The following is a 23,408-nucleotide window of genomic DNA, read 5'->3' as shown; positions in this document are numbered from 1 at the left end:
ACCGCCAACAAAAGGCCCTGCCGCTGTCGACAAAGGACTTAGCCGGCATTAGCGCGGCTTAGTCGCCACCGAGCACGCGATCGAGGACCCGGCCCAAGGCCTTGGAGACCTCGCTGGGCTCTTCCAAGATGACCATGTGGCCAGCACCGTCGACGACGGTCAGGGTGGAGTCCGGCCAGTGGCGGGCAATCACCTCCGATTGGCGGTGCGGGGTCACGATGTCATGCTGGCCCACCACGATTTCGCCCGGCACGCTGCGCAGCCGGGCCGTTGCGCCGAACTCAGAGTGCTCCACCAAGTCATCGAAGAAGCCCGCATAGCTCGACATCGGCGTATCCAGCAGCATCGCCACGTGGAATTGCAGCTTGTCCATTTGTGGGAAGCCCTGCAGCAGCGCCGCGAAAGCCGGGGCGATGACAGCCGCTACCTCAAAGCGCACCCGGTTGAGCCGACGGGGCAGCTTCAAGCACGCGCGGTAGACCGCGCCGAGGGTCTTCGATTCCAAGATGCGAGCCACGCCTGCGGCGGCAAAGCGCTGCATAGAGGTGGCCACCAGCGCCATCCCCTCAACGCGGTCAAAGATCTGGCGCGGTGCGCGGCGCAGCAGGTTAAGCGCAATCATTCCGCCCATCGAGTGCCCAAGCAGCACCAACGGCCCCTCGGCGGCACGCTCAGCGATGACGGCCAGCACATCGTCGGCCGCGCCCCGAACCGTGCACTGCGCGGGGGCGACGTGGGTGGATTGGCCGTGGCCGCGAACGTCGACAAGCAGGCAGCGCACCGTGGGATAGTTGCGGCGCACGTCGTTGACCTGGGAATAGAAGCTCTCAGCAGACAGGCAATAGCCGTGGATGAAGACCGCGGTGACCTCCGCGTCCGCAGGGCCCACCTCGTACCACGCCACGCGCACGCCGTCGTTGTCGACGAAGCCCGAGTCGCTCACCGCAGTCAGGCCCGGTTCAGTAGTGAGATCATGCAGCTCGTTGTGGACGGCGTGCTCGATGGCGCGCATGCGGGGGCGAACCCGGCGCGACCAGCTGCGGGCGACGGCGGAGGAACGTGCTCGAATAACCATGACATTTCAATACTAGACTGGGCCCCATGGCTAATGACCTTTCAGCGCAACTCCAAGCCTGCTTCGGCTCCGCGCCGGCACAAGAGCAAGATTCTGCACCCACCGGCGACGCCTATAGCGAACTGACGCGCCTCATCACGAAGGTGACCGGCGTGGAGGAAGGCCTAGAGCGCGAAGCAAAGCTGGAGGACCTGGGGGTTGAATCACTCGAGCGCATCGAATTAGCCGTGCGCCTCGAGGAAGCCTCCGGGGTCCGCCTTAATGAAGAAACCATGCTCTCCGTAACCACGGTGGGCGAACTTGCTGACTACGTGGAGGAACACTCGTGATTTCTTACCTCTCTGACATGGACGGCGTCCTCATCAAGGAAGGGGAGATGATTCCCGGCGCGGATAAATTCATCCAGGCGCTGAAGGACAACAACATCGAGTACATGGTGCTGACCAATAACTCGATGTCCACCCCGCGGGACCTGTCCGCACGCCTGCAGAACACCGGCCTGGATATCCCGGCGGAGCGCATCTGGACCTCGGCGACGGCCACCGCGGCCTTCCTCTCCAACCAGGCGGGGCTGTCCACGGCTTATGTCGTGGGCGAGTCCGGCCTGACCACCGCGCTGCACGAGGCCGGCTGGATCCTCAATGACCGGGACGCGGATTTCGTCGTCTTGGGTGAGACCCGCACGTATTCTTTTGAAGCCATCACCACGGCCATCAATCTCATCCGCAACGGCGCGCGCTTCATTGCCACTAACCCGGACGTCACGGGCCCCGCGCCGCAGGGCGTGCTGCCGGCCACGGGTGCTGTGGCCGCACTCATCACCGCGGCGACCAACCGCGAGCCCTACTACGTGGGCAAGCCGAATCCGGTCATGATGCGCAGCGCCTTGAACAACATCGGCGCACACTCGGAAAACACCATCATGATCGGTGACCGCATGGATACCGACGTCAAGTCAGGCCTCGAGGCCGGCATGCGCAGCATCCTGGTGCGCTCCGGCATCAGCGATGACCGCATCATCGAGCGCTATCCTTTCCGCCCGACGCGAATCATTGACTCCGTGGCGGACCTGCCGGAGCGCATCTTCGATCCCTTCGCGGACTAGGCCTTCACCGACTTAGACCGCACGCTTGACGACGCCCCGAAAACCGTACTCCCCCGCCAGCATCTCCACCGCGCGGCCCAGCGCTTCTAGTTCGCTGGGCGTTCCGGTGAGCACTTGCTGGCAACCGATTCCGGTGCAGCCTGCGTTGTCGGCTTTTATGCCGACAACGTTCCACAGCGGGTCGCGGCGCCAGCGGGTGCACCACTGGGCGGTCAGCGGGTCATCGCCGGGGACGATGAATTCGCTTTCGCTGCGAATACAGCGCGCCATTGCGCGCTCGATGGCAGGGCGCAGGCTGCGCGGCATGCCCGAGATCTGCAGCACGGCGGTGCAGACCTCACCGCAGGCGCGGTTGGGCCACGTATCCGCTGGGCTGCCAAGTGGGCTGGCTGAAGGGGCCGGCGCGGTTGCACCGGCTACCTGCGGGTGAACGCGTTGATTCACTCCTTAAACTCCTTTGACGTGCGAGTGATGGCACGCCGGCATGTGCCGACGCAAGACGAGCTTCGTCTTCCCCTACGAACTTGTCTTCATCACGCCACTCGCGCCGAGGCGCGAACACCGATTGGTGTGGCCACGGTATGTGGCCACTCGGCGCGTCGTTGTGTGCCCACGATTTTCCCCCGCCACTTAGGCCACAACAACCCTCAACCTGCACTTAAGCCCCCGCTGCCTCAATATCAGGTTGAGACTTTCGCCCGAAAATTCACCCCATTAATCACATGTGCCACACAAACACTCACGAGCATCATGTGCGCGCGGTCGCCACAGGTGCCCCACTACCCCCGTTGTGGCGCCTGTCGGTGCGCCGCGGCGACGCTCGAATTCTTCACCGCGGCTACGACTAGCGCGCCTGGCATTCCTCCCAGATCGCCGTATTGGCCTCCGCCCACAGCGGCTTGCACCAGTCTCCAAAGTCGCGATCCGTGAGCGCCACCATCGCCCACTCACCGGCCACCCACAGGTAGGTGCCGCTCATGCCGAAATGCCCCACGGCATCGGCGGGCAAGCCGCCCATCCATTGCTTCTTCTCGCCGTGGATTTCAAAGCCCAGCCCCCACGTGCAGTCCTTGAAGCTGCCGTAGCCCGGCACAATCCCGCGCAGCCCCGGGAACTGGACGCTGCGCATCTCTTCCACGGTGGCGGGATCGAGCAGGCGCGGCGCGTACACCTCGGCGGCAAAGGCGGAGAGGTCCTCCACACTAGAGACCAGCCCGTGCCCGGCCGAGCCTTCCAGGGTGGTGGCCTGCATACCCAGCGGAGCGCACACGCCTTCCGCAAGGTAGTCAGCAAAAGGAATCTCGGTAGCAGCCTCGACTACCTCGGCAGCCCACTCATAGCCCGCCGAGGAATAGATACGGCGCTCTCCTACCGGTTTTTGAGACTCCCGGGTATCAAAGCCCACGCCCGAAGCATGGGCCAACAGGTGTCGCAGCGTGGAGCCTTCAGGACCGGCTGCCTGATCCAGCTCCACAGCGCCCTCCTCTACTGCCACCATCACCCCATAGGCGGCCACCAGCTTGGTCACAGACGCCACCGGGAAGCGGCGGGAGACATCACCGACCTGTTCTACTACCTCGCCGCGGTGCAGCAAGGCACCGGCAACGGTATCGACGGGCCAGGATTCAAGAGAAGAAAAAGCGCTCATGCGCTCCAGCTTAACGAGGATCGCGCTCGCAGCCTACGCCATCACCATCGCGGTCAAACTTGGAACGGAAGCCCGGGTCACTCGGGTAGATGGGGCGGCCCAGCGCGTTCCACACATCGGCGCAGCGAGAGTAGTAGGCCGGAGCCGGTGCCGGCTTCGGTGCGGGGGCAGGTGCCGGCTTCGGTGCAGGCGCAGGGGCGGGAGCCGGCGCAGGAGCCGGTTCCGGAGCTGGCTGCGGTGCGGGGGCAGGTGCAGGTGCCGGAGCAGGTGCGGGCTCCTGTGCCTTCGGCGAAGGAATCACGCCCGGCAGCGGGTTCGGGATGATTCCCTGCTGCACGGCCCAGAACACGCCGCCGGCGATGGCCGCGAGAAGCGCTGCGCTAATGCCCAGGCCCAAGGCAATCCTCTCACCCTGGGAAGACTGCTCGAATTCGGCGTCATCTTCCTCCTTGCTGGAGGAGCCAGTGCCTTCGGTGGAGGAGCCCAGCTCCTTGCTGGAGGATTCAACATCCAGCTCCGAAGACAGGCCGGACTCGAGGTCGCCCGTATCAGACGGAGAGGAAACCGCGGTGGGGGCCTCCTCGTAGGAAGCACCGGTCTCCGCCTGAGCGGGGACGACAACGGACAGGGAGAGAGAAACAGAGACAGAGGCGGCGAGAACCGCACGAGAGAACTTCTTCATAAGCATAAGTTATAGCCCGTAACTCACCCCGCAAGAAATTACTCCACCCCAAGGGGTAAAGCACACGTGAAGCCACGGAAAACCACACCTGACCGGCGGGCGAATTCTCTGCCCCCAAGTTGCGACACCGCCTCAGCGGAGAAACCGTAGAGCCATGCGCCGCTCTCTAACTCGTCGCCGCCTCCTCCACGCCTCCGGATTAGCCACAGCCACCGCTGCCTCCCTCGTCGCCTCTTCAGCCTCGGCAGCCGATCCCACGTCCACCTCCTCCCTCGGGCTAGTAGAGCCGCCCGCGGGCACGCTGCCCTTCGTGCACGGAGTGGCATCCGGCGATCCGATTCCGGATTCAGTCATCCTCTGGACGCGCATCACGCCCACCGAGGAGGCACTGCCGGGCAGCGGCGTAGGGCCCTCGGTCACCGTGGAGTGGGAGGTGGCAGCGGATGGGGAGATGAGGGACGTCGTCAAGCGCGGCACTGTGGTTGCCTCCGCAAGCCGTGACCATACCGTCCACGTGGACCCGCACGGCCTGCAGCCGGACACCGTGTATTTTTATCGCTTCCTCGTCGATGGTGTCTCCTCCCCCATCGGGCGGACCAAGACCGCACCTGCGGCCACCTCCTCGCCGGAGCAGCTCACGTTTGGGGTCGCCTCCTGCGCGAACTGGGAGTCGGGCTTCTTCAGCGCTTACGCGGACATCGCCCAGCGCGCGCACTCCGGGCAGCTGGATTACATGGTGTTCTTAGGCGATTACATCTACGAGTACGCCGCCGGCGAATACTCCGGGTTTGGGCCGGTGCGCCTGCACCACCCAGCGCACGAGATCACCACGCTGGCGGATTACCGCACGCGCTACGGGCGCTACCGCACCGACCCCGACCTGCAGGCAGCGCATGCCGCTCTGCCGTGGATCGTGGTGTGGGATGACCATGAAACGGCCAACGATAACTGGGCCGGCGGCGCGGAGAACCACGACCCCGCCACGGAAGGAAGCTGGCAGGAGCGGCAGACGGCGGCCATGTGCGCCTATTTCGAGTGGATGCCCGTGCGCGCCACCGCGGCTTCCGAGGACGGGCATCTGTACCGCTCACTGACCTTCGGCGATTTGGCGGAGCTGACCATGATGGACCTGCGCACCTACCGCGACCAGCAGGCGCAATGGAACCCGGTGGCGTTTATGAAAGAGGGCCGGAGCATGCTGGGCTCGGAGCAGTATGACTGGCTGCTGGGAAAGATTGAGACCTCGCAGGCCACGTGGAATCTGCTGGGCAATTCGGTGATGTTTGCCCCGCTGAACCTGGTGTCACTGCAGGAGAATTCGCTGACCGCACAGGTGGCTGCTGCCCTGACGAAGAACATCACAGGGATTCCCGTCAACGGGGACCAGTGGGATGGTTACTCCGCAGAACGCCGCGCGCTTATCGACGCCCTCCGCGCCTCCCCTGCCCACGCCCTGTTCCTCACCGGCGATATCCACACCGAATGGGCGCATACGATTAGCAAGGGCGAGGAGGTGGTTGCCGCGGAGATGGTGTGCGGGTCCGTGTCGGCGCCCAATATCAACGAGGCGCTCAACCTACGCGCGGGCAATACTGTCTCCCGCCTTGCCGAACAGGTATTACGCCAGGCCAACCCGCAGTGCCACCACGTCGAGCTGGATAGCCACGGCTATTGCTTCGTCACGCTGAGCCGCGAGGAGGCGCAGATGCACTGGCTGCGCGTGGATGATGTACTCAGGCCGGGTTCCCCCGTGAGGCAGGCGCATGCGCTGACCTATAGGCCGGGCGCGGGAGTTGTGAGCTAGCTTGCTTGCGTTAACGATCGGTGGCGATGGGCCGATACATAAGGTGTAGCGCATTACGCCGCTGCACTTCCCTATCACTCATATCTCTCGTGCGCCCTCTCCAAGCGTCTCTCTCACCTCTCTCTGTGCAGCGCCTCTCGGCCCCCTTCGGGTCTACATCTCGGCGGAAGGCTCCGAGGCCCCTTCAGTAGCGGTAGCCTGTGCGCCCTCAGTGGGCGCGGGAGTTTCGGAGACCCCTTCCTCCGCTGGTGTTTGGGTTGTCGGTTCCCCTGGATTCACAGGTGCGTAGACGGCTTCACTGTCCGGGGTGTTTTCAGTGACTGTGCCCTGCACGCTTTCCACCGGCTCCTCGGGCGTCGAGACATAGGTAGGCTCGTCCTGTGGCGCGGTTTGTGGCGTTGGCGAAGGTTCGGAGGGCTGAGTGGACTCGGACGTTGTCTCTGATTGTCCCATCCAGCGCGAGGGTGATAGCCACCCGGCATTCTCCACGCCGTCTGGGTTGGCGGACGCTAACAGCAGCACACTGATCGCGCCGAGCCCGGCGATAAGCCCTGTGGTGGAGCGACGCACGCGCCCGCCAAGCGTCCAGAAGGAGTCCCACTTGTTCTCCGGCTTATCCGCGCGCCAGATACCGCGGCCGTAATCATCCTCTTCCTCGTCGTCGGGTTCGGCCGAATAGGCCGGGCGCCCTGGGCCGTCATCCTTGCTGTCTTGCGCTTCGGCGGCCGCGTCAGCGACAGCGTCAGCGGCGATAGCTTCCGTCTCGGACGCCGAGCTCTCTTGTCTCGACTCGGTGTTAGCGCCTGCCGCCGGCATGACGGTGGTGGGGGCATCGGCATCCACCGCGCCGCCCAGCACCTCCAGGACTTCACCCGCGACGTTTTCAGCGTTAGGCAGCTTGTACAGATCCCAGAAGGAAGAAAGCAGCGCCGAGCGGATCGCGCGCTCCACCGCCCACTGGCGTGCGGGGTTGACCTGCACCAAGACGCGGTACTTCACCTGCCATGGCTGGCCGGCCACCGTGGGAGCAACCAACCCAGTAGCGGGCAGAACGTCGAGCTCACCAGCCACGTCCGCGCGGATGTCCGGGGTATCGATGGCGCGTTGTGAAATCTTCTCTACCTGTTCGGTCAGCTCCTGCACGGAATCGCCCTCATGGACCGGGATGGCAATATCCACCACCGCGCGCGACCACTCTTGCGAGTAATTTGTGACCACGCCCGCCGAACCGTTCGGCACCATGACAACTTCACCGGTCGGCGTACGCACCGTCGTCGTGCGCAAGGTCAGCGAAACGACGGTGCCCTCCACGCCGGTCACTCCGTCGAAGCTGACATAGTCACCCACACCGAATTGCTTTTCCGAGAGGATAAAGAAACCGGCGAGGAAATCACCGATGATCGACTGGGCGCCGAAACCGACGGCAGCCGAGACCACGGTTGCCGGGATGGCCGCGCCCAGGGGAGGCACTCCAACGTTGGCCAGCGCCGCCAACACGAGCAGGAAGTACGCCACCGCCTGTGCCACATAGACCAGCGCGCCGGCCAGCGCCAAGCGCGCCTTGGTGGACTCTTGGTTTTCATCGAGGCGGGACTCAATAACCCGCACCGCCAAGCGGCCGATGCGCGGGATGAGAATCGCCAACAGCAGCATTCCTAGCAGTGGCAAACCATGGTCAACGAAGGCCTGCCAAATGGCGAAAAAGTAATACTTCAGCATTGCGCCAAGCCTAGTCCTACAGCCTGACAGAACCCTTGGAATCTCAAGCGCGGTGGATGAGATAGTAGTTCGGAGTGGGCTTCCACGTGTAGCCAGCAGGGATGATGTCCTTGCCGTAGGCGCTGAATGCCTTAGTCGTCCACAGCGGAATCGCCGGCATCTTCTCCAGCAACAGCTCCTGGGCCTGCAAGTAGTACTCCTGGGCCTCCTCCCGGTCCTTCGCCTGGCCTACCTTCTTCAGCAACTCGTCGTATTCGGTGCTGCGAAAACCTGACTCGTTTTCTGAGGAATAGGAGGCAAACAGCGGCACCAGGAAGGTCGACTCATCCGGAAATTCCGCCTGCCAAATCGTCCTGAAAGCACCGGTAATGTGCCGCGCTGTGACCTCTCGACGCAATTCCTTCAAGGTCCCAAATTCCTTGCTTTCGGCGAGCACACCGAGGGTATCCGTCACCTGCTGAGCCACCGCATCGACCCACGTCTTGTGGCCGCCATCGGCGTTAAACGCGATGCTGAACGTCCCCTTAAAGGGGTCTAGCTTCTCCGCCTGTTCCCACAGCTCGCGGGCTCTATCCGGCTGGTAGGTCAGCACGTCAGCACCTTCCGGCGCAGGCGGTGGGGAGCCGAAGAGCGGCGCTACGAAGCTGTTGGCCGGAGTCACTCGGTCGTGGAAGATGTCCCGCGCAATCTTTTCTCGGTCTACCGCCATGGACAGGGCCCGGCGGCGCAGGCGGCCAGCCTCGCCGCGGAAATTGGCATCGTTGGCGGGAATGGTGATCTCCATGATCGAACCGCCAGGCTTAGTAAGGGCCCGCGCGCCGAGCTCCTTTTCGAAGCTTCCGAGCTTCTCCGCCGGGATGCGCGTCAGCACGTCCAGCCGGCCCGCCACAAGATCCTCGTAGGCCTGCTCCTCCGAGGCGTACACGACGAACTTAATGCCCTCATTCTGCGGGTGTCGCGGCCCTTTATAACGCGGGTTCGGCACGAGGGTCAACGCCTTCTCACGTTCCCACGAGGCCAACAGGTATGGCCCGCTGCCAATCGGGTCCGTGCCGCGCTCACTCAGCTTGTCCTGATCCGCAGAGCGCATGGGGAAAAAGACGGAATAACCCAAGCGTTCAATGAAGCCCGCCGTGGGGCGCGAGAGCTCAATGCGGAAGGACTTCTCCCCCGTCACCGTCAGCCCGCGCATCTCCTTCCTGCCTTCATTGAAACCGAGAATCGGCGCAAAGTGATGTGCGGAAAGCAGGGACTGGCGCACTGCCGTATTCCACGTATCGACGAAGTCCTGCGCGCTGACCTTCGAGCCATCGGAGAACACCGCGTCTTCACGAATCTGCACGTCAAACGTGGTGTCATCAACCTGCGTGACGGATTCCGCCATGTCGTAATGGGCGCCGCCGTCCTTATCCAGGTACATCAGGCCCGAGTACACCAGGTTGATGATGGTTTGGCCTGGCACGTCGTTGGAATCGGCCGGGATGAGGGAGCGCTGCGGCTCCGAGATATCGGTAGTAATGAGATTCATTCCCGAGGTATCCATGCGCTCCGGTTCCGTTCCGCAACCCGCCAGCGTGGGGGCCGCAACGCCCGACACCGCCAGCGCCGCGAGCATGCCCAGAAAAGAACGCCTCGACGTCACGCGTCCATCACCTCACTTTCATCACTAGATTAAAGCATTTCTCAGGTTCTAATCATCTCTTTTTTCATATCGGCGCATGAGTCTTTCCACCAATTCATCGGTGAGCTGATCATCGGCCAAGATGCGATCCAAAAGCTCGCGCGGCGTTGGCCCCTCAGCGCTCTGTTCCTCGTAGGAGTCACCGCTTAGGTCCACACCGAAGTCGGAGGACTCCGCTTCCGCAACGGCCGGCTCCATCATCTCCGACATCTCTGCGACTTCCTCGTTGAAGGAGTCGAGGAATTCGGAGGCATCGATGGCGGCTTCCGCACGGCGCTTGCCGGCTCGGACTTCGCGCTCGATGCGGCGTTGCAGGGCCTTTTCCATCTGGTTGTGGCGCCAGGAGCGAAGCTTCGTGGGCTCTAGACGACGTCCTACGGCACGCCCCTTGCTTTCTGCCTTGCGCGCCATGACCATGACGTAGGCCGCGGTGTCATTGACCGGCGCCCACTCCTGACGCGCAGGCACGCGCCACCCGGCCCAGATGCCCAGCATCGTGAGGACAAAGGATACGACCGGCCCGAGAATAACCCCCCAGGCCAAGTAGCCGGCCGAGTCTGCACCCAAGACCACCAGCGCACAGGCCACCGCGGGGATCACGGTGGGGGTGTTATCACCAAAGACGGCGGGCTCGCGCCCCATGGCAATATCACGAATCATGGATCCACCCGTCGCCGTGAACACGCCCATCATGATGCAGGGAATCAGGGGCAGGCCGTAGGCGATGGCTTTGAGCGCGCCTGTCGACGCCCACAGGGCCGAGACCACCGCATCACCATGCGACTGCACGTAGTCCCACGTTTTGCCCTTGAAGTAGACGAAGCGGGCGATGATGGCGCCAGTAAACGCCAGGTAGAGATACTCCGGCTGGCTCATTGCGGCGACGGTGCCGCGGTTAATGAGCACGTCACGGATCATGCCGCCGCCGAGGGAAGAGAACATCGCGATGAAGAAGAAACCCACGATGTCATAGCCGCGCTGCCGGGCCATGGTGCCACCGATGATGCCCATGAGGAGGACACCTATGATGTCGGACCAGTAGTACAGCGACTCGATCAACGGGTCCATCTCGACAACGCTCATGGTGGTCATCGTATCGGGTGCTAAGCAATCTCTCGCATTGAGGAGCTATTCCTTGCAATGCGCCGCCTAGCTGGCGGACCGCTAAGGCTCAGAAAATGAGCTAATGCATGTAGAGCTCGTTGTAGGCTTTCTCAATCCAAATGACATAAAACACTTCCCCGTCTTTCCAGCCCGCGAAAGGAAGATTCCCTTTGTGACGGTAAACCCGGAATTTCTCCACATCCTGAAATTGCCGCGGAATCTGAGGCTTGATAGCGCTTGCCGGAATAAACTCTGAGCCGAGTCCGTGCCTGGGATGCTGTGCCAGCTCTTTCCATGAAAGCACTGACCGCTTGTGCCACTTTTCCAGAAACTCTGCGCGCATTGAATCATCTAGTTCTTCGAAGCCCCACCCCTGCTGCAGGAATCGCGTTGACAGGAGCGGATAGTCAGCCCGCGAGCTACGAAGAGCATCCACGACGCTTGAATCTGGGGCGCTCCTCACCCCTCTGGTTGGCCTACTCCCCCGTCGTTTACTTTTCGTGCCCACAGCTAGCAGAAGTAGTTCTTCAGATCGGCATCAGTTATTTCTAACCCGCGTTTGCCCTCCACGAAGTTCTTTTTCCACGGCGACTCGGTGTGGGTTTTATTCCGCAGAGCCCATGCAGAGTAGGGGCCATACTTATCCCATACCTCAATCAAGTCCTGCTCAACGTCGCGGTAATCATCCCAGTCGAAATCATCCGAGACGAACTCATCGGGGTCTATAGGAAGCTTTCCGTAGTGCTTAACGTCATGGTAGACGTCCACGACTACTGGACCATGAGCCCAGGCTTCCATTCGTTCAGGAAAAAGCGGCAGGCCGTCGGAGGAGCGCATATGCAGCCCTTTGGCGTAGTAGAGAAGCTTTTGAAGTTTGAGCTGCGTAATGTCAGCATCATCAGTTTCATCAGCCCACGCTACAAACCATTCGGCGATTTGCCGCGCCGTAAATTGCTCCATGCTTGCCCTCCTTCCACTTCCCGCTAAGAGTACAACAGGCCCAAGACATGTGAACATCTCAATGTTGGATCGATCGCGAAACACCTGCTTAAAGGAGAGCATAGAAGCTCTGAATTGTGGGGCCACCGGGGCTCGAACCCGGGACCAACGGATTATGAGTCCGTAGCTCTAACCGACTGAGCTATAGCCCCGCGTATTCCCTACCCACGCAACCCACACCAGCGCGCAGCCGGTGCGCCACGTACGGCAGCGAATCCGCTCCCAGCAACATTAATCGGCAGGCCCAGAAAACGGCAATTTAGGGCTCGTCCTGGCTGAGATCCTCGCCAAGGTTTGCCTCGTCCAGGTCTCCCGGGCCTGAACTCTGCGCCTGGTCTTCGTCAGCGACCTTCTGCCCCTTCACCGACACAACGACCCCGATAACGTAGGAGGCGATCACCCCGAAAACGCTGAGCCAAAAGAGTATCGAGGACAGGTCTAGGGCCCACCGACCGACAATCTGGGTGAAGGCGGATTTCACGCTCTCGTCGGTATCGCCGAGATCTACGATAAAAAAGCCAGCAAGGAAGAGGAACACGGTCACAGCAATGAATGCCCACGACTCGCGCCACCCGAAGGCCTTGTACGTTCCGCCCCCTTCATCTTCCTTCGGGGTACGTACGGGGATGAGCCACAAAACTAACAGCGCAAGGACCACGATGCCGCCGGCCGGAAGGGTAAAGAATGCGAGCCATCCGCCGACACCAAATATGACCCGCCCCAAAGCAAAGAACGCCGTGCCTAAAAGGCTCATGACAAGCGCCGCGACGGAGCTGATCTGAACGTTCCGATACTTCATGCCAAAAGCCTAGCGTGCATCGCCGCTACTTTCACCTACAAAACTGACGACGCTCAGCCCTAGACCCACTGCACAGGGACCTCAGCCGCTGAGTAAGCTGCCAGGCTTATTTTTTCTCTCTCTTTTTCCAGGCTTGTCTACGCTCACGCCTTCGAGCGCGTTTTGCTTTGCGAATGTCCACGACCCAATGCGGAACAAAAGGCCACGGAAGCGGAATCCCGAACGCGCCCGTAAACCCAATGAGTGCGATGAGCATGGCCGCCATGAACAGAGCACCTAACACTTTTTCGACAGGCTCGGGAAGGCCCATACTTACAACCAACCCCAAGGCACCGCCAGCGCCCATCAAGAGCGTGCCATAAGGATAAACAAAGAGGAGGCCATCGCTCTCTGCGCCGTCCGGCTCGGCTGAGTCGTACCATTCTTCAGATTGCGGAATCCGCCGCACGTACTGGATGTAAAAGGTCCAGTAGGCCACCATGAGCAACACTAAACCGATGTATAAGAGCAGATCGGTAATAGAGCTGTCCATAGGATGCGGCCTCCTGTGGTTGCTTTTGCGGTACGTACTAAAACGCTACCAGCGCCGGCTGAGGTAAGGCATGGGGCGAGAACGAAAACTCAGGGCCCGAACCTAGGACAGATTTATCTGATGAAGAATCTGGGAGCTTGTAGTCTCGTGATCATGAGGCTCCTTTCCTTTAGCGTGTCCAACTTCCGCAGCATCCGCGCCACCCAAACGCTCACGCTCTACCACGACTGGCAGCACTCCACCGCCCCGGAAGAAGGCTGGGCGCAGGTTAGCGATCCCATCACCGTTCTCATCGGCCCCACCGCTTCCGGCAAGAGCAGCATCCTCAACGCCCTCGCTTTCGCTCTGCTCGCCATCGAGTCCTCCGCCACCGCCTGGCTTGCCGACGCCCCACCCAACCAACTCCCCCACGCCCCCTACCGCCTCAACCCCCGCACACAGCGACTGCCCAGCACTTTTGAGCTGGAGTTCGAACTCGACGGCGTGCGCTACCTCTACGGCTTCCAGTGGAGCTTTACCGGCGTGCATGCCGAATGGCTCAGCCGCGTGCCCTCGACTCGGTGGAGCCCCTGCTTCGTGCGGACCCGCGGCGAGGACGTGCAGTGGACTAAGTCCTTTATGGATGAAGGGGACGTCGCCAAGCTCGGCCCCATCGATGACACCGAGCTGCTCTTGTCCGCTGGCCTGCGCGATGAGCACCCCATCCTCGCCCCGCTGGCCCGCGCCCTGGTGCACGACGTGTCCTACCTGCCGCACGGCCATACCTCCATGAGTACTGCCTCCCGCATCACCACCCTCATCCGTGAGGGCAAGCTGCACCTGCATGAGGCTGCCGCGCTGCTGCGCGCGGCCGATTCGGGAATCCACTCCGTGCGGCTGAACCAGGACCACATCCCCGAGCACGTCTTCCGCCAGATGCGCCCGGTCATTGATGCGCTCAGCCGCAGCGCCGGCAGCATCCCCCGACCAGACGAGTTCCAGGCTTACTCCGATGCAGAGATCGAGTCCCTACTGCACTCCATCATCGTGGAGCACAAAGTTGGTGACTCCTACTACGCGCTGAAGTTGACCGATGAATCCGGGGGCACGCAGAATTGGATGGCCACCGCTCCCCTGGTGTTGGACACGTTGCGCCGCGGTGGGATCCTAGTGGCTGATGAGCTGGATTCCGCCCTGCGCCCAGCGCTGTTGGATTTCATCATCGATGCCTTCCGCGAGCCCAGCATCAACGTCAACGGCGCGCAGCTCATCTTTGCCTCCCACGCCTTCAGCGTGCTTGAGCGCTCCAGCGAACTGGGCCTGCGCCCGGAGAGCTTCTGGTCAGTGGAAAAGACCGATGCCGGCGAATCAGAGCTACACAACCTCAGCGAGACATCCGTGTCACTCGACAACCCCGACGCCACCCACCGCTTCCTTCGCGAGCGCTACGGCACTGCCTCCCGTGCGGCTCTCGATGCGCTGCAGGAGCTTGTTAGGGCTTAAGAGTGCGGGCTATAGCACCACCGACCACTGGAAAGTCTGCGGCTACAAGCGCTGAGCGGATGAAACTAGCGCTGCGCGAGCGCCTGCAAGGCTTCACGCACAGCGCTGGCAAAATTGTCGCAACCCGCTCTCCTCAGCGCATCGTCTAGGCCCTGAAAGCCCTTCCTTTTCTGCCAATACTCCAGCTGCTGACTCGTACATTCAATCACTAAGTTTGGAGCGGAATCGCGAATGAGCATGAGGAATGCATCCGCATTCATTATCTCGTAGCGCTGCTCGCTGGCAGTAATGGTTATATCCTGGGGCGAGTTATCAGTAAGGATGATGTCGGCTTGTGAGGCGAAAGCCGCCGCGTGGACATGGTAGTCATGACGATCCAAACCGTCGAAAGGCATGTCTCCGGGAAAATCATCAATGATTTCCTCCATCACCGCACCGATCTTCTCGACACGGTCCTTGATAATTCTCCCAGGTGCTGTGGGATGTTTCCGCCGCATCGCCCGTACCGTTTCCGCAAGTACGTCTTGAGACGTATAGAACACAAACATGTCTCCAGATAAAATCTGCAGCGCAAAAAGCCAATCTAGGATTGTACGGCTCACTAAAATGTTTGCGTCAACGAATACCTTTTGCGGCATGTTCTCGAGGATAGTAACCGCGTTAGCCCAGTGCAGTTTCTAGCAGTTCTCAATGCACCTAGGCCTGTGAAAAGAAACTCTCGTTCTCCTCTTCGAATGCACGCCATTCTTGGAACGCTTTCACGCGTTCCTCAGCGCGCTGGCGTTTCAACTGCAGGACATCCTCACGCTTAAACCGCGTATGTGTTCCGCGCTTGTGGGTAGCTATCCTTCCTTCCTTTGCCCATTTCATGAGCGTTGGACGCGAGATGCCTAACAGCTCGGCAGCTACTGTACTGGTGAGCTCCTCAGGAATGCGAGAGATTGTGACTTCCCCTCGCTGCGCAACAGAAGCCAAGACCTGAGAAATCAATCGCTGAACATCACGCGACAACGGGACTGGGCGCCCGTGCTTATCTGCTACCCGAAAGCTCGCTGCCTCGAGAGTCTGCAGCGACTTCAGCTCTTCGAGAGTAGTTTCTTCGATCATGAGCCGATCGTTGATGAGTGCAGAGGCAGTCATCAGCGCTCCTTTCCCAGCGTGACACTTACACCTGAAACGCCTTTCGCTTACAAGTGAAACCTCCCTCAAGGATAACCGAGTTGCATGCTCTTGCGCTAGCCGCCCCAATCAACTTCCGAGGCGTTGTTATTCAACAGGTTGGCCAAGTCACTTGCGACAACAGTAAGAGTCACCCCCATGCACGACCGAGTGCCACTAGATTAGGGGCTGTGCACAACTGAAATTCTTGTTGGACAGCCAGATGAATCGGAGTAGCACAATGACTGATTTTATAATCATCTACAAACGTCGCTCAGGCGAGTCTTTCATCAAACAATTCTCGGACTCGACGCAAGCGCTTAAGGAACGCCTCCGCCGCGAAGCAGCGATCGACGATCCTGATATTGAGATCGCCCATATTTCAGCACCTTCCCTGGAATCCTTGAAAAAGTCGCATTCCCGGTATTTCATGGGCCGCGTAGAGATAGAAGACGACCAGGTGAACGCAGCTTAAAGCTTCACTCATGGCCCGCCGCCATGGGCGTGATTATTTCGACCTGCACTCTGCAGGTCGAATGCCAGACAGCGGGCTTCGAATATTTGAGCCAGTCTTCGCTGCGCATGTCCGGCACACCTGTCAGAATCAAGACATGTCTGTTGAAGCACGCGCCCTATCGCTGCGGCGTTTGATGCGCGATTCCGCCGCGATCCGGCTCCTGGCCGCGGATAACGCTCCCGTGATTCTGGCGTTGATCGCGGAGTACTTCCCGCGCGGCACCAGGGCACGCCCAGCGGCGGAGGTGTATGAGCTCATGGTCACCGATTTCGAGGTGTTGGCCAGTGAGTTTTCCATGCCTCGCACGCCGCAGAATTACTGCAATGACTGGGTCAAGGCCGGGTGGCTCATCAGAAAATCCGGAAAGAGCTCCCACGGTGAAACGCTCGAACCCAGCGAGGAGGCCCTGTCCGCGCTCGAAGCCATTGAGCGCTGGGAGGCACCGGTGACCACGGTGACGGCGTCACGCGTGGAATCGATTAGCTCCGCGCTGCAGAGGCTAGCGCGGGATACGAACGAAGACATCGCCAGCCGCGTGGCCAGCTTGGAGGAAGAACGCGACCGCATCGACCGTGAAATTGAGAAAGCCCGCCGCGGGCAGTTCGAAAGGCTCACCGCCGCGGAGGCAGAAGAACGCGTCCAAGACGTGCTGAACATGGCCATGGCCGTGCCGAGCGATTTCGCCCGGGTACGCCACGAGCTTGAAGCCCTCAACCACCAACTGCGCCGCCAACTTTTGGATCCAGAGGGCTACCGCGGCGAAGTGCTGGAGGAGATCTTCAACGGCGTGGACCACATTGCGGAGTCGGACGCCGGGCGCAGTTTCCGCGGCTTCTATTCCCTCTTGATGGATAGGGAGCGCAGCGCCTGGTTGGACCAGTGGATCACGGAGGTCCTCGACAGCGAAGCCGGACAGGCGCTAGCCCCGGACAGGCGGCAGCAGCTGCGCAGGCTTTTTCGCGATATGGAGGACACCAGCTTCGAGGTCAACCAGACCATGACGGGGCTGGCACGCAGCCTGCGCAACTACGTCTCCTCCGAGCAGTTCGCGGAGGATCGGCGCATGATTGAACTACTGCGGGAGGCCCGCGGTATGGCCATCGATGCCGCGCAAAACTCCGAACTCAAGGCCTTTCACCGGATGGAGACACCACTGCAGCGCATCGGCATGTCGATTCACTCCGTATCCCGCATCCGCCTGGCCAACCCGGGCCGCGAAGTCGTGGAGGAAACCCCGGTGGCATACCAACCGGAGGCAGAAGACCCGCAAGCCTTGTATGAGCTGGTGCGTGAATCGGAGATTGACTTCGAAGAATTGCACGAGGCGATACGCTCGGCCGTCGCCCAGTCCGGCCCCTGCACGGTAGGCCAGGTGCTTCAAGCCCATCCCCCAACCCAGGGCCTTGCCAGCGTGGTGGGCTTGGTGCACATCGCCGACCAGCACCCGGTGCCCGTGCTGCGCCCATCGCGTGAGAAAGTCACGTGGACCGAGGAGGACGGCACCGTGCGCTGCGCCCATATCCCTGCCAAGTATTTCGATCACACCACCGTTAAGGAGCTACAGTGACCGCCGCACACACTCCCCGCGTCGATTCCGCCCACGAGCCACCGCTGTGGGAGCACGATAAAGGCTCGCTGACCTACCACTCGCGGCGCGCATTAGTGCAGCTCCTACAGGGCCCGCTCATTCGTGCGCAGAAGGAACCGGTGCTGTGGGCCGCCATCATCTCGGATGAGGAGAACCTCCGCGCCCGGCTGCATGAGGTGTTCCTAGAACTCGTCGTGGACGAGACCGAAGGCTTCGCGTTTACCCGGATGGTGGAGGAAGAAACCTTGAGCATTCCGCAGGTGCTGCGCACGGATAAGCTCAAGCACATCGACACCGCTATCTTGCTGAACCTGCGCCAAGAGCTGGGGCTTGCGCTGCCCGGCGAGCGGGTCATCGTGGACATCGAGGACCTCCGGGAGGGAATCGGTTACGTCCGCGCGGTGGACAACCGCGACGAAGCCGGTTTCAACCGTCGTTTCAACGCCGCCATCAAGCGCATTCAGAACGACTATTCACTGCTGAGCGCTACTGAGACCGAGGGGCGCTTCGAGGTCTCACCAGTGCTACGCCAGCTTTTCGACGCCTCCACCGTCACCGCCATCCGCGACGAATACGCCCGCCTGGCGCAGGCCGAGGAAGAGCAGGCAGATGAGGCGAAGGAGGAAACTTCCGATGACTAGCCACACCAACTTGTACCCCGGTCAGTTCCGCATCAGCCGCATTCAGCTGATCAACTGGGGTACCTTCCACGGCTACTTTTCCATCCCGGTGGCACGCAAAGGTTTCCTCATCACCGGAGGGTCGGGCTCCGGTAAATCCACGCTGCTGGATGCGATGTCGGCGGTCTTGGTTCCGCAGAACCACCTGAAGTTCAACGCAGCTTCGCAGCAGGACCTCGGCCGGCACAACGGGCGCAACCTCGTCTCCTACGTTCGCGGCGCGTGGCGGCAGCAGGAAAACGCGCAGACCGGTGAAATCGCCCCGGAGTACCTGCGGGAGGGGGCTACCAACTCGGTGGTTGCGCTGACCTATGACAACGGCGCGGGCAAGCAACACACGCTCATTGCTATCTTCCGCCTCAACGGCGGTGAGAACTCAGTAGGCCAGATCAAGAAGTTGTATGGGCTGGTGCCGGGTGATGAGGACGTCGATAAGCTCAGCCCCTTGCTCGCCCGTAGCCTGGACACCCGCAAGATCAAAGCCCTGTACAAGGGACCCGGCGCGTCCTTTACGCCGACATATGCCACGTTTGCAGATCGTTTCCGCAAACGCCTCGGCATCAAGAACGTGGAGGGCCAGCTGCTGCTCCACCGCACGCAGTCCGCGAAGTCGCTGTCCAGCCTGGATCAGCTCTTCCGGGACTACATGCTGGACAAGCCCTCGACCTTCTCCAGAGCGGAGGAGGCCGTGGAGCAATTTGAGGATCTGCGCCAGGCGTACCTGCGGGTCGAAGATGTCAAGGCCCAGATTGATACGCTCGCGCCCCTGCCCCAGCTGCATGCCCAGCGTGCGACCGCGGAGGCAGATAAGCACAAGGCCGAGGCCATGAGCGAGGCGCTGCCAGCCGTGCGCGCCCGCCTGGTGGCAGAGGAACTGGACTCTCGCATCCGTGCGCTGAGTGCCCAGCAGGTAGAGGCACAGTCGGAAGTGGAATCCCTCGAGGCCGACGTCGCCCACCTCGATGATGCCGAGCGCCGCGCCGCGATGGCCGTCTCCCAGCTCAGCGCCGGCGAGCTCGATGCACTGCGCGCCAAGATGGAGACCGCCGACATAGAGATTGAACACCGCTCCAAAGAATTCCAGCGCCTTGCGGCTGCCGTGGGCGAGTGGACCGAACACTATGAGCTCAGCCCGCAAGGATTCGCAGAGCTGCAGGCCAACGCCCAGCTGCGCCTCTCCGACTTCGAAACCGACTCCGCCAATCTGACGAACCAGCAGCAGGAAGCCGGCGTGGCCGCCCGCGATGCGGCCACCGCCTGCGCCCGGCTCGATAGCGAGCTGCGCTCTTTTAGCTCGCGGCGCACCAACATCGACAAGGCCCTGGTGGAGCTGCGCTCCCAACTTGCCCGCGATACCGGCTACGCCGAATCCGAGCTTCCCTTCGCCGGCGAGCTCATCGACATCAGCCCGCAGCAGGCGGACTGGGAGCCGGTCATCCAAAAGCTACTGCACGGCTTCGCCGCTACGCTGCTCGTGCCTGAGGACGCGCGGCAAGCCATTAACCAGTGGGTCAACTCCCGCAACGTGGGTACCCGTCTGGAATACCGCACCATCCCGGAGTTCACGTCGGCGCCAGCCTCCGCGCGCAGCCCGCGGCAGCTCATCCACAAGCTGGAATTCCAGGATCACCCCATGACGGCGTGGGTACGCCAACACATTTCCCGCCGCTTCAACTATGAATGCGTGGAGTCGGTAGCGGAACTGGACAAGGTCACCACAACTCCCGCCGTTACTCGCGATGGCCTGGAAAGCCGCCCCAAGGACAAGGACGGCTCCACGCGTTTCATCAAGGATGACCGCACGCGCTTTTCCGGCACAGCGTGGTACCGGGTGGGTTCCACCAACACCGCCAAGATTGAGCTACTACGTTCCCAGTTGGCGCAAGCCAAAGCCACCGCCAGCGCCACGGCCCGGCAGGTCCATAACCTCAACCGGAAGATGGACATCCTGCGCACCCAGCGCGATAAAGCTCAGCAGGTGCTGGACACGAAGTTCCAGGACATAGACACTGCCTCCGCGAAAGCCCGCAAGCAGGACCTGCAAGCGCAATACGATTCCCTGGCATCCTCCCCGGAGGCCCAAGCCCTAGCCGCCGCCCATCAGCACGCGAAGGAAAAGCTGAAGGCTGCCCGCACCCGGCTCAACCAGGCACAGAAACACCTCGGTGACGTCGAAGGCGAGCTGAAGCGCTCCACCGAGCGCCGCCGCATCATCGACACCGTGCCGGAGATCGCCGACAAGGACATCGCGAAAGCCGTCGAGGAAGCCCTGCACAAGGGCAAGCGCACGCTGACCATCGATAACATCGATACCCGGCGCGATGAAGTACAGGCCGAGCTACAGGACGCCGCCCGCGCAGCCGCGCGCCGCATCGAGGAAGCCAACGACACGATCGTCTCCGTCCTCCACGCCTACCTGTCCCAGTGGCCGGCAGAAGCCGCCGACTTGGAACCGCAGGCCAGCTTCGCCGGCGAAGGCATAGAGAAGCTGAAGTACCTACGCGCTGACCGCCTGGCGGATTTCCGCACCCGATTCCTGGAGTTGCTCAACGGCCAAACCGTCCAGAACCTTTCCCGCCTGGCTTCCTCTCTGCGCCATGCACGCGGCGATATCGAAACGCGCATGGAGTTCATCAACAAGTCCCTGGAGCGCTCGCCCTTCAACGGTGAGCGCACCCTGCGCATTGATGTCAAGGACGCCCGCGGCCAGGTGGTCCAAGACTTCCAGCGGGATTTGGATGCCGCCACCTCCCACAGCCTGGCCGAAATCAGCAAAGATGAGCACGATGCCGCCCTGCAGCGCTACCACGCCCTGGACAAGATTCTGAGCCGCCTGGGCTCTAGCCACCCGGAGGATATCCGCTGGCGCAACGTGGTCTTGGATACCCGCCGCCACGTCAGCTTCATCGGCCGCGAGTGCTACCCCGACGGCACCACAGCCAATACCTATCAGGATTCCGCCTCGCTCTCCGGCGGCCAAGCGCAAAAACTCGTCTTCTTCTGCCTGGCAGCGGCCCTGCGCTTCCGCCTGGCGGAGCCAGACCAGGACGTGCCCACCTATGGCTCCATCATCTTGGACGAGGCCTTTGACCGCGCCGATCCCACCTTTACCCGCACGGCCATGTCCGTCTTTGCTTCCTTTGGTTTCCACATGATTCTGGCCACGCCTTTCAAGCTCATCCAGACGCTCTCGCCCTACGTGGATGGCACCATCGTGGTCAACTACGACGAGCCGATTATCAACGGCCGCCCGCAGGCGCGCACAGGTTATTCACTTATCGACGCCTCCATCCTCTCCTCCCCCAACCCCGAACCACCCCACCCTGAGGAGCCCACCGATGCGGATGCCTAAAGACCTGCAGGTGCACGCGGCGAAATACCTGCGCAACCATTTCGCTGAAGCACTGTCCGATCCGGATTCGCTGCACCTGGCGTGGCCCCTGCACCCACCGACAGCTGCGGCCGCAGCAAGCGATATCAGCACCGCCCAGGATTTCATCCGCGCCTGGCAGCGCTGGCCGCACCAGAACGAAGTCATCTATGAAACACGCAATTGGTCCCGCACGGGCCTGGGCACCAACGATGTTCCCACCCGCGTAAAACTCACCGGCGCTGAACGCATCGCCACCGCCGCGGGCCTGAAACGCGAGTATTCCACAACCCAGCAGCGCGCCCAGGACATCGCTGCCATCTTCCCGAACTCCCCGGACTTCACCCGCACCGTCCACCGCTCCTACAACCAGTGGAAGGACTTAAGCGCCTATGACCTGCGCTGCCTAGGACCGTGCCTGACCTGGCTGCGCGCAAACCCCCATTCCGGTGAGTGGGAGCGCGCCGTGCCGGTCGAAGGCGTGGACGGCAAGTGGATTGGCAACCACCGCCGCTTGCTTCTCACACTCCTCGCACCCTTCGGTATCACGGACTTGGGCCTGCGCCGCCGCGACACCCGCCTGCGCCTGCGCTACCTCAACCACGCACCAGCGCTCTCCGATATCGAAATCCCCCTCGCCGACGCTGCCGAACTCTTCCCCGACACCCCACCCCGGGTGCTCATCGTGGAAAACAAACAAACCTTCCTGGCCCTGCCCACGCTTACCGACGCCTCCCCTCCCACCATCGCCCTCCTCGGCTCCGGCACCGCCGCCCACCAGCTCCGCGCACTGCGCTGGCTACACGAAGCGGACATCACCTACTGGGGCGACCTCGATGCCGCCGGCTTTGCCATCCTCAACGCCGTGCGCGCCCACTTCCCCCACACGAAATCACTGCTCATGGACACCGCCACCGTCACCGCATTTCAACACCTCGCCGTCCCCGACCCCGGCGACGGCTCTGCCACCCTCACCCACCTCACCACCGAAGAGCAGCGCGCCTACCGCCTTCTGTTCACCGAGGGCCGGCTGCGCATTGAGCAGGAGCGGATTCCGTTTGCGTATGCAAACACGATACTCAAGCACAATTTCGTTGGGTCAAGAACACAATATGACTAACAGCCTTACTCCGCAGCAGCAGAATCATGGTCCCAATCTTCAATCAGAATCAGTTCCATAGATTTCCGAGCTTAGAGAAGCCAGCCTTGAGTTAGGCGGACGCCCTATTTGTACGGATCTTGTGTCCGTGAGAGAGGATGTTCATTGTGAGTCAACAGCGCAAGAAGTACACGCCGGAGTCCCGGCGTGAAGCCGCGAACCTGGTAATCGAGTCACAGCGTCCGATTGCTCATGTGGCTAAACAAATCGGTGTTTCCGCCGGGCTTTTAGGCCGATGGGTCAAACTCGAGCGTGAACGCCGAGGAAACTTGGATGGGATGAGTGAGGCTGATCTTCGTGCTGAGA

The 23,408-nt window shown here is 61.6% G+C and carries 23 protein-coding genes and 1 tRNA gene; 10 read left to right on the top strand and 14 right to left on the bottom strand.

Annotation, left to right across the window (positions count from 1 at the left end):
* Positions 1 to 58: 58 nt before the first annotated feature.
* The gene (locus tag HMPREF2806_RS08550) at positions 59 to 1,075 is read right to left on the bottom strand and encodes an alpha/beta fold hydrolase (RefSeq protein WP_070517360.1); all 1,017 of its coding nucleotides are present in this window, start codon (positions 1,073 to 1,075) and stop codon (positions 59 to 61) included.
* 26 nt (positions 1,076 to 1,101) lie between these two features.
* Here HMPREF2806_RS08550 and HMPREF2806_RS08545 point away from each other — a divergent pair, with 26 nt between their 5' ends.
* Positions 1,102 to 1,404, top strand: coding sequence for an acyl carrier protein (locus tag HMPREF2806_RS08545; protein ID WP_070517358.1), 303 nt, complete (start codon positions 1,102 to 1,104; stop codon positions 1,402 to 1,404).
* Entirely contained in the window at positions 1,401 to 2,180 is a 780-nt protein-coding gene (locus tag HMPREF2806_RS08540; RefSeq protein ID WP_070517357.1) for an HAD-IIA family hydrolase, read from the top strand. The genes HMPREF2806_RS08545 and HMPREF2806_RS08540 overlap by 4 nt, the downstream gene beginning before the upstream one ends.
* Positions 2,181 to 2,192: 12 nt before the next feature.
* On the opposite strand, the gene HMPREF2806_RS08535 is transcribed toward HMPREF2806_RS08540, so the two are convergent.
* The 3 genes from HMPREF2806_RS08535 to HMPREF2806_RS08525 form a co-directional block, all read right to left on the bottom strand.
* Positions 2,193 to 2,624: a hypothetical protein gene (locus HMPREF2806_RS08535; protein ID WP_070517355.1), complete on the bottom strand. Its 432-nt coding sequence runs from the start codon at positions 2,622 to 2,624 to the stop codon at positions 2,193 to 2,195.
* A gap of 400 nt (positions 2,625 to 3,024) precedes the next feature.
* Entirely contained in the window at positions 3,025 to 3,828 is an 804-nt protein-coding gene (locus HMPREF2806_RS08530) for a serine hydrolase domain-containing protein (RefSeq protein ID WP_070517353.1), read from the bottom strand.
* Positions 3,829 to 3,838: 10 nt separating this feature from the next.
* The gene (locus HMPREF2806_RS08525) at positions 3,839 to 4,510 is read right to left on the bottom strand and encodes an excalibur calcium-binding domain-containing protein (protein WP_070517396.1); all 672 of its coding nucleotides are present in this window, start codon (positions 4,508 to 4,510) and stop codon (positions 3,839 to 3,841) included.
* Positions 4,511 to 4,664: 154 nt separating this feature from the next.
* Between HMPREF2806_RS08525 and HMPREF2806_RS08520 the strand changes: the two genes are divergently transcribed.
* Positions 4,665 to 6,314, top strand: coding sequence for an alkaline phosphatase D family protein (locus HMPREF2806_RS08520; RefSeq protein WP_070517352.1), 1,650 nt, complete (start codon positions 4,665 to 4,667; stop codon positions 6,312 to 6,314).
* A gap of 153 nt (positions 6,315 to 6,467) precedes the next feature.
* On the opposite strand, the gene HMPREF2806_RS08515 is transcribed toward HMPREF2806_RS08520, so the two are convergent.
* The 8 genes from HMPREF2806_RS08515 to HMPREF2806_RS08480 form a co-directional block, all read right to left on the bottom strand.
* Entirely contained in the window at positions 6,468 to 8,033 is a 1,566-nt protein-coding gene (locus HMPREF2806_RS08515; protein WP_070517350.1) for a mechanosensitive ion channel family protein, read from the bottom strand.
* 43 nt (positions 8,034 to 8,076) lie between these two features.
* A complete protein-coding gene (locus HMPREF2806_RS08510; RefSeq protein WP_232745382.1) occupies positions 8,077 to 9,675 on the bottom strand; it encodes a peptide ABC transporter substrate-binding protein in 1,599 nt (532 codons plus the stop codon).
* 48 nt (positions 9,676 to 9,723) lie between these two features.
* Positions 9,724 to 10,797, bottom strand: coding sequence for a trimeric intracellular cation channel family protein (locus HMPREF2806_RS08505; protein WP_046647250.1), 1,074 nt, complete (start codon positions 10,795 to 10,797; stop codon positions 9,724 to 9,726).
* A 100-nt stretch (positions 10,798 to 10,897) separates the two neighbouring features.
* Positions 10,898 to 11,254 (bottom strand): hypothetical protein, encoded by a 357-nt coding sequence (locus HMPREF2806_RS08500; protein WP_070510638.1) that lies wholly within the window; start codon positions 11,252 to 11,254, stop codon positions 10,898 to 10,900.
* 74 nt (positions 11,255 to 11,328) lie between these two features.
* Positions 11,329 to 11,778: a Panacea domain-containing protein gene (locus HMPREF2806_RS08495; RefSeq protein WP_070517348.1), complete on the bottom strand. Its 450-nt coding sequence runs from the start codon at positions 11,776 to 11,778 to the stop codon at positions 11,329 to 11,331.
* 117 nt (positions 11,779 to 11,895) lie between these two features.
* Positions 11,896 to 11,969, bottom strand: a tRNA-Ile gene (locus HMPREF2806_RS08490).
* A 107-nt stretch (positions 11,970 to 12,076) separates the two neighbouring features.
* Positions 12,077 to 12,616, bottom strand: a complete 540-nt coding sequence (locus HMPREF2806_RS08485) for an MFS transporter (protein ID WP_070517347.1) — start codon at positions 12,614 to 12,616, stop codon at positions 12,077 to 12,079.
* A 106-nt stretch (positions 12,617 to 12,722) separates the two neighbouring features.
* Positions 12,723 to 13,148 (bottom strand): hypothetical protein, encoded by a 426-nt coding sequence (locus HMPREF2806_RS08480; RefSeq protein ID WP_070517345.1) that lies wholly within the window; start codon positions 13,146 to 13,148, stop codon positions 12,723 to 12,725.
* Between the two features lie 153 nt (positions 13,149 to 13,301).
* Between HMPREF2806_RS08480 and HMPREF2806_RS08475 the strand changes: the two genes are divergently transcribed.
* Positions 13,302 to 14,630 (top strand): AAA family ATPase, encoded by a 1,329-nt coding sequence (locus HMPREF2806_RS08475; protein WP_070517394.1) that lies wholly within the window; start codon positions 13,302 to 13,304, stop codon positions 14,628 to 14,630.
* Positions 14,631 to 14,695: 65 nt separating this feature from the next.
* On the opposite strand, the gene HMPREF2806_RS08470 is transcribed toward HMPREF2806_RS08475, so the two are convergent.
* Together HMPREF2806_RS08470 and HMPREF2806_RS08465 are read right to left on the bottom strand one after the other, a co-directional pair.
* On the bottom strand, positions 14,696 to 15,268 hold the full coding sequence (locus tag HMPREF2806_RS08470) for a PIN domain-containing protein (RefSeq protein ID WP_070510646.1): 573 nt from the start codon (positions 15,266 to 15,268) through the stop codon (positions 14,696 to 14,698).
* Positions 15,269 to 15,326: 58 nt separating this feature from the next.
* A complete protein-coding gene (locus HMPREF2806_RS08465) occupies positions 15,327 to 15,770 on the bottom strand; it encodes a helix-turn-helix domain-containing protein (protein WP_070517343.1) in 444 nt (147 codons plus the stop codon).
* A 259-nt stretch (positions 15,771 to 16,029) separates the two neighbouring features.
* On the opposite strand from HMPREF2806_RS08465, the gene HMPREF2806_RS08460 reads away from it, so the two are divergent.
* The 6 genes from HMPREF2806_RS08460 to HMPREF2806_RS13140 all read left to right on the top strand — a co-directional run.
* On the top strand, positions 16,030 to 16,263 hold the full coding sequence (locus tag HMPREF2806_RS08460; RefSeq protein WP_046647074.1) for a hypothetical protein: 234 nt from the start codon (positions 16,030 to 16,032) through the stop codon (positions 16,261 to 16,263).
* A 136-nt stretch (positions 16,264 to 16,399) separates the two neighbouring features.
* Positions 16,400 to 17,872 carry a DUF3375 domain-containing protein gene (locus HMPREF2806_RS08455; RefSeq protein WP_070517341.1) on the top strand — a complete coding sequence of 491 codons (1,473 nt, stop codon included), beginning with the start codon at positions 16,400 to 16,402 and terminating at the stop codon, positions 17,870 to 17,872.
* Positions 17,869 to 18,534 carry a DUF4194 domain-containing protein gene (locus HMPREF2806_RS08450; protein WP_070517340.1) on the top strand — a complete coding sequence of 222 codons (666 nt, stop codon included), beginning with the start codon at positions 17,869 to 17,871 and terminating at the stop codon, positions 18,532 to 18,534. The genes HMPREF2806_RS08455 and HMPREF2806_RS08450 overlap by 4 nt, the downstream gene beginning before the upstream one ends.
* Complete coding sequence (locus tag HMPREF2806_RS08445; RefSeq protein ID WP_070517338.1) at positions 18,527 to 21,925, top strand: ATP-binding protein; 3,399 nt, start codon at positions 18,527 to 18,529, stop codon at positions 21,923 to 21,925. Before HMPREF2806_RS08450 ends, HMPREF2806_RS08445 begins: the two co-directional genes overlap by 8 nt.
* On the top strand, positions 21,912 to 23,063 hold the full coding sequence (locus HMPREF2806_RS08440) for a DUF3322 domain-containing protein (protein WP_070517337.1): 1,152 nt from the start codon (positions 21,912 to 21,914) through the stop codon (positions 23,061 to 23,063). The genes HMPREF2806_RS08445 and HMPREF2806_RS08440 overlap by 14 nt, the downstream gene beginning before the upstream one ends.
* Before the next feature lie 146 nt (positions 23,064 to 23,209).
* Positions 23,210 to 23,408 (top strand): transposase (locus tag HMPREF2806_RS13140; RefSeq protein WP_232745381.1); only part of this gene is annotated, 199 nt, incomplete at its 3' end.

The sequence above is a fragment of the Corynebacterium sp. HMSC076G08 genome (assembly GCF_001811515.1).
Taxonomy (GTDB): Bacteria; Actinomycetota; Actinomycetes; order Mycobacteriales; family Mycobacteriaceae; genus Corynebacterium; species Corynebacterium hiratae.
This window is presented reverse-complemented; position numbering and strand designations above follow the sequence as displayed.

What these genes read in the sequence shown, in the direction of transcription:
- HMPREF2806_RS08550 (WP_070517360.1), bottom strand. Translation starts at nt 1,075, where the DNA reads ATGGTTATTCGAGCACGTTCCTCCGCCGTCGCCCGCAGCTGGTCGCGC.
- HMPREF2806_RS08460 (WP_046647074.1), top strand. Translation starts at nt 16,030, where the DNA reads ATGACTGATTTTATAATCATCTACAAACGTCGCTCAGGCGAGTCTTTC.
- HMPREF2806_RS08440 (WP_070517337.1), top strand. Translation starts at nt 21,912, where the DNA reads ATGCGGATGCCTAAAGACCTGCAGGTGCACGCGGCGAAATACCTGCGC.
- HMPREF2806_RS08520 (WP_070517352.1), top strand. Translation starts at nt 4,665, where the DNA reads ATGCGCCGCTCTCTAACTCGTCGCCGCCTCCTCCACGCCTCCGGATTA.
- HMPREF2806_RS08470 (WP_070510646.1), bottom strand. Translation starts at nt 15,268, where the DNA reads ATGCCGCAAAAGGTATTCGTTGACGCAAACATTTTAGTGAGCCGTACA.
- HMPREF2806_RS08545 (WP_070517358.1), top strand. Translation starts at nt 1,102, where the DNA reads ATGGCTAATGACCTTTCAGCGCAACTCCAAGCCTGCTTCGGCTCCGCG.
- HMPREF2806_RS08475 (WP_070517394.1), top strand. Translation starts at nt 13,302, where the DNA reads ATGAGGCTCCTTTCCTTTAGCGTGTCCAACTTCCGCAGCATCCGCGCC.
- HMPREF2806_RS08515 (WP_070517350.1), bottom strand. Translation starts at nt 8,033, where the DNA reads ATGCTGAAGTATTACTTTTTCGCCATTTGGCAGGCCTTCGTTGACCAT.
- HMPREF2806_RS08505 (WP_046647250.1), bottom strand. Translation starts at nt 10,797, where the DNA reads ATGAGCGTTGTCGAGATGGACCCGTTGATCGAGTCGCTGTACTACTGG.
- HMPREF2806_RS08480 (WP_070517345.1), bottom strand. Translation starts at nt 13,148, where the DNA reads ATGGACAGCTCTATTACCGATCTGCTCTTATACATCGGTTTAGTGTTG.
- HMPREF2806_RS08525 (WP_070517396.1), bottom strand. Translation starts at nt 4,510, where the DNA reads ATGAAGAAGTTCTCTCGTGCGGTTCTCGCCGCCTCTGTCTCTGTTTCT.
- HMPREF2806_RS08455 (WP_070517341.1), top strand. Translation starts at nt 16,400, where the DNA reads ATGTCTGTTGAAGCACGCGCCCTATCGCTGCGGCGTTTGATGCGCGAT.
- HMPREF2806_RS08485 (WP_070517347.1), bottom strand. Translation starts at nt 12,616, where the DNA reads ATGAAGTATCGGAACGTTCAGATCAGCTCCGTCGCGGCGCTTGTCATG.
- HMPREF2806_RS08495 (WP_070517348.1), bottom strand. Translation starts at nt 11,778, where the DNA reads ATGGAGCAATTTACGGCGCGGCAAATCGCCGAATGGTTTGTAGCGTGG.
- HMPREF2806_RS08530 (WP_070517353.1), bottom strand. Translation starts at nt 3,828, where the DNA reads ATGAGCGCTTTTTCTTCTCTTGAATCCTGGCCCGTCGATACCGTTGCC.
- HMPREF2806_RS08445 (WP_070517338.1), top strand. Translation starts at nt 18,527, where the DNA reads ATGACTAGCCACACCAACTTGTACCCCGGTCAGTTCCGCATCAGCCGC.
- HMPREF2806_RS08465 (WP_070517343.1), bottom strand. Translation starts at nt 15,770, where the DNA reads ATGACTGCCTCTGCACTCATCAACGATCGGCTCATGATCGAAGAAACT.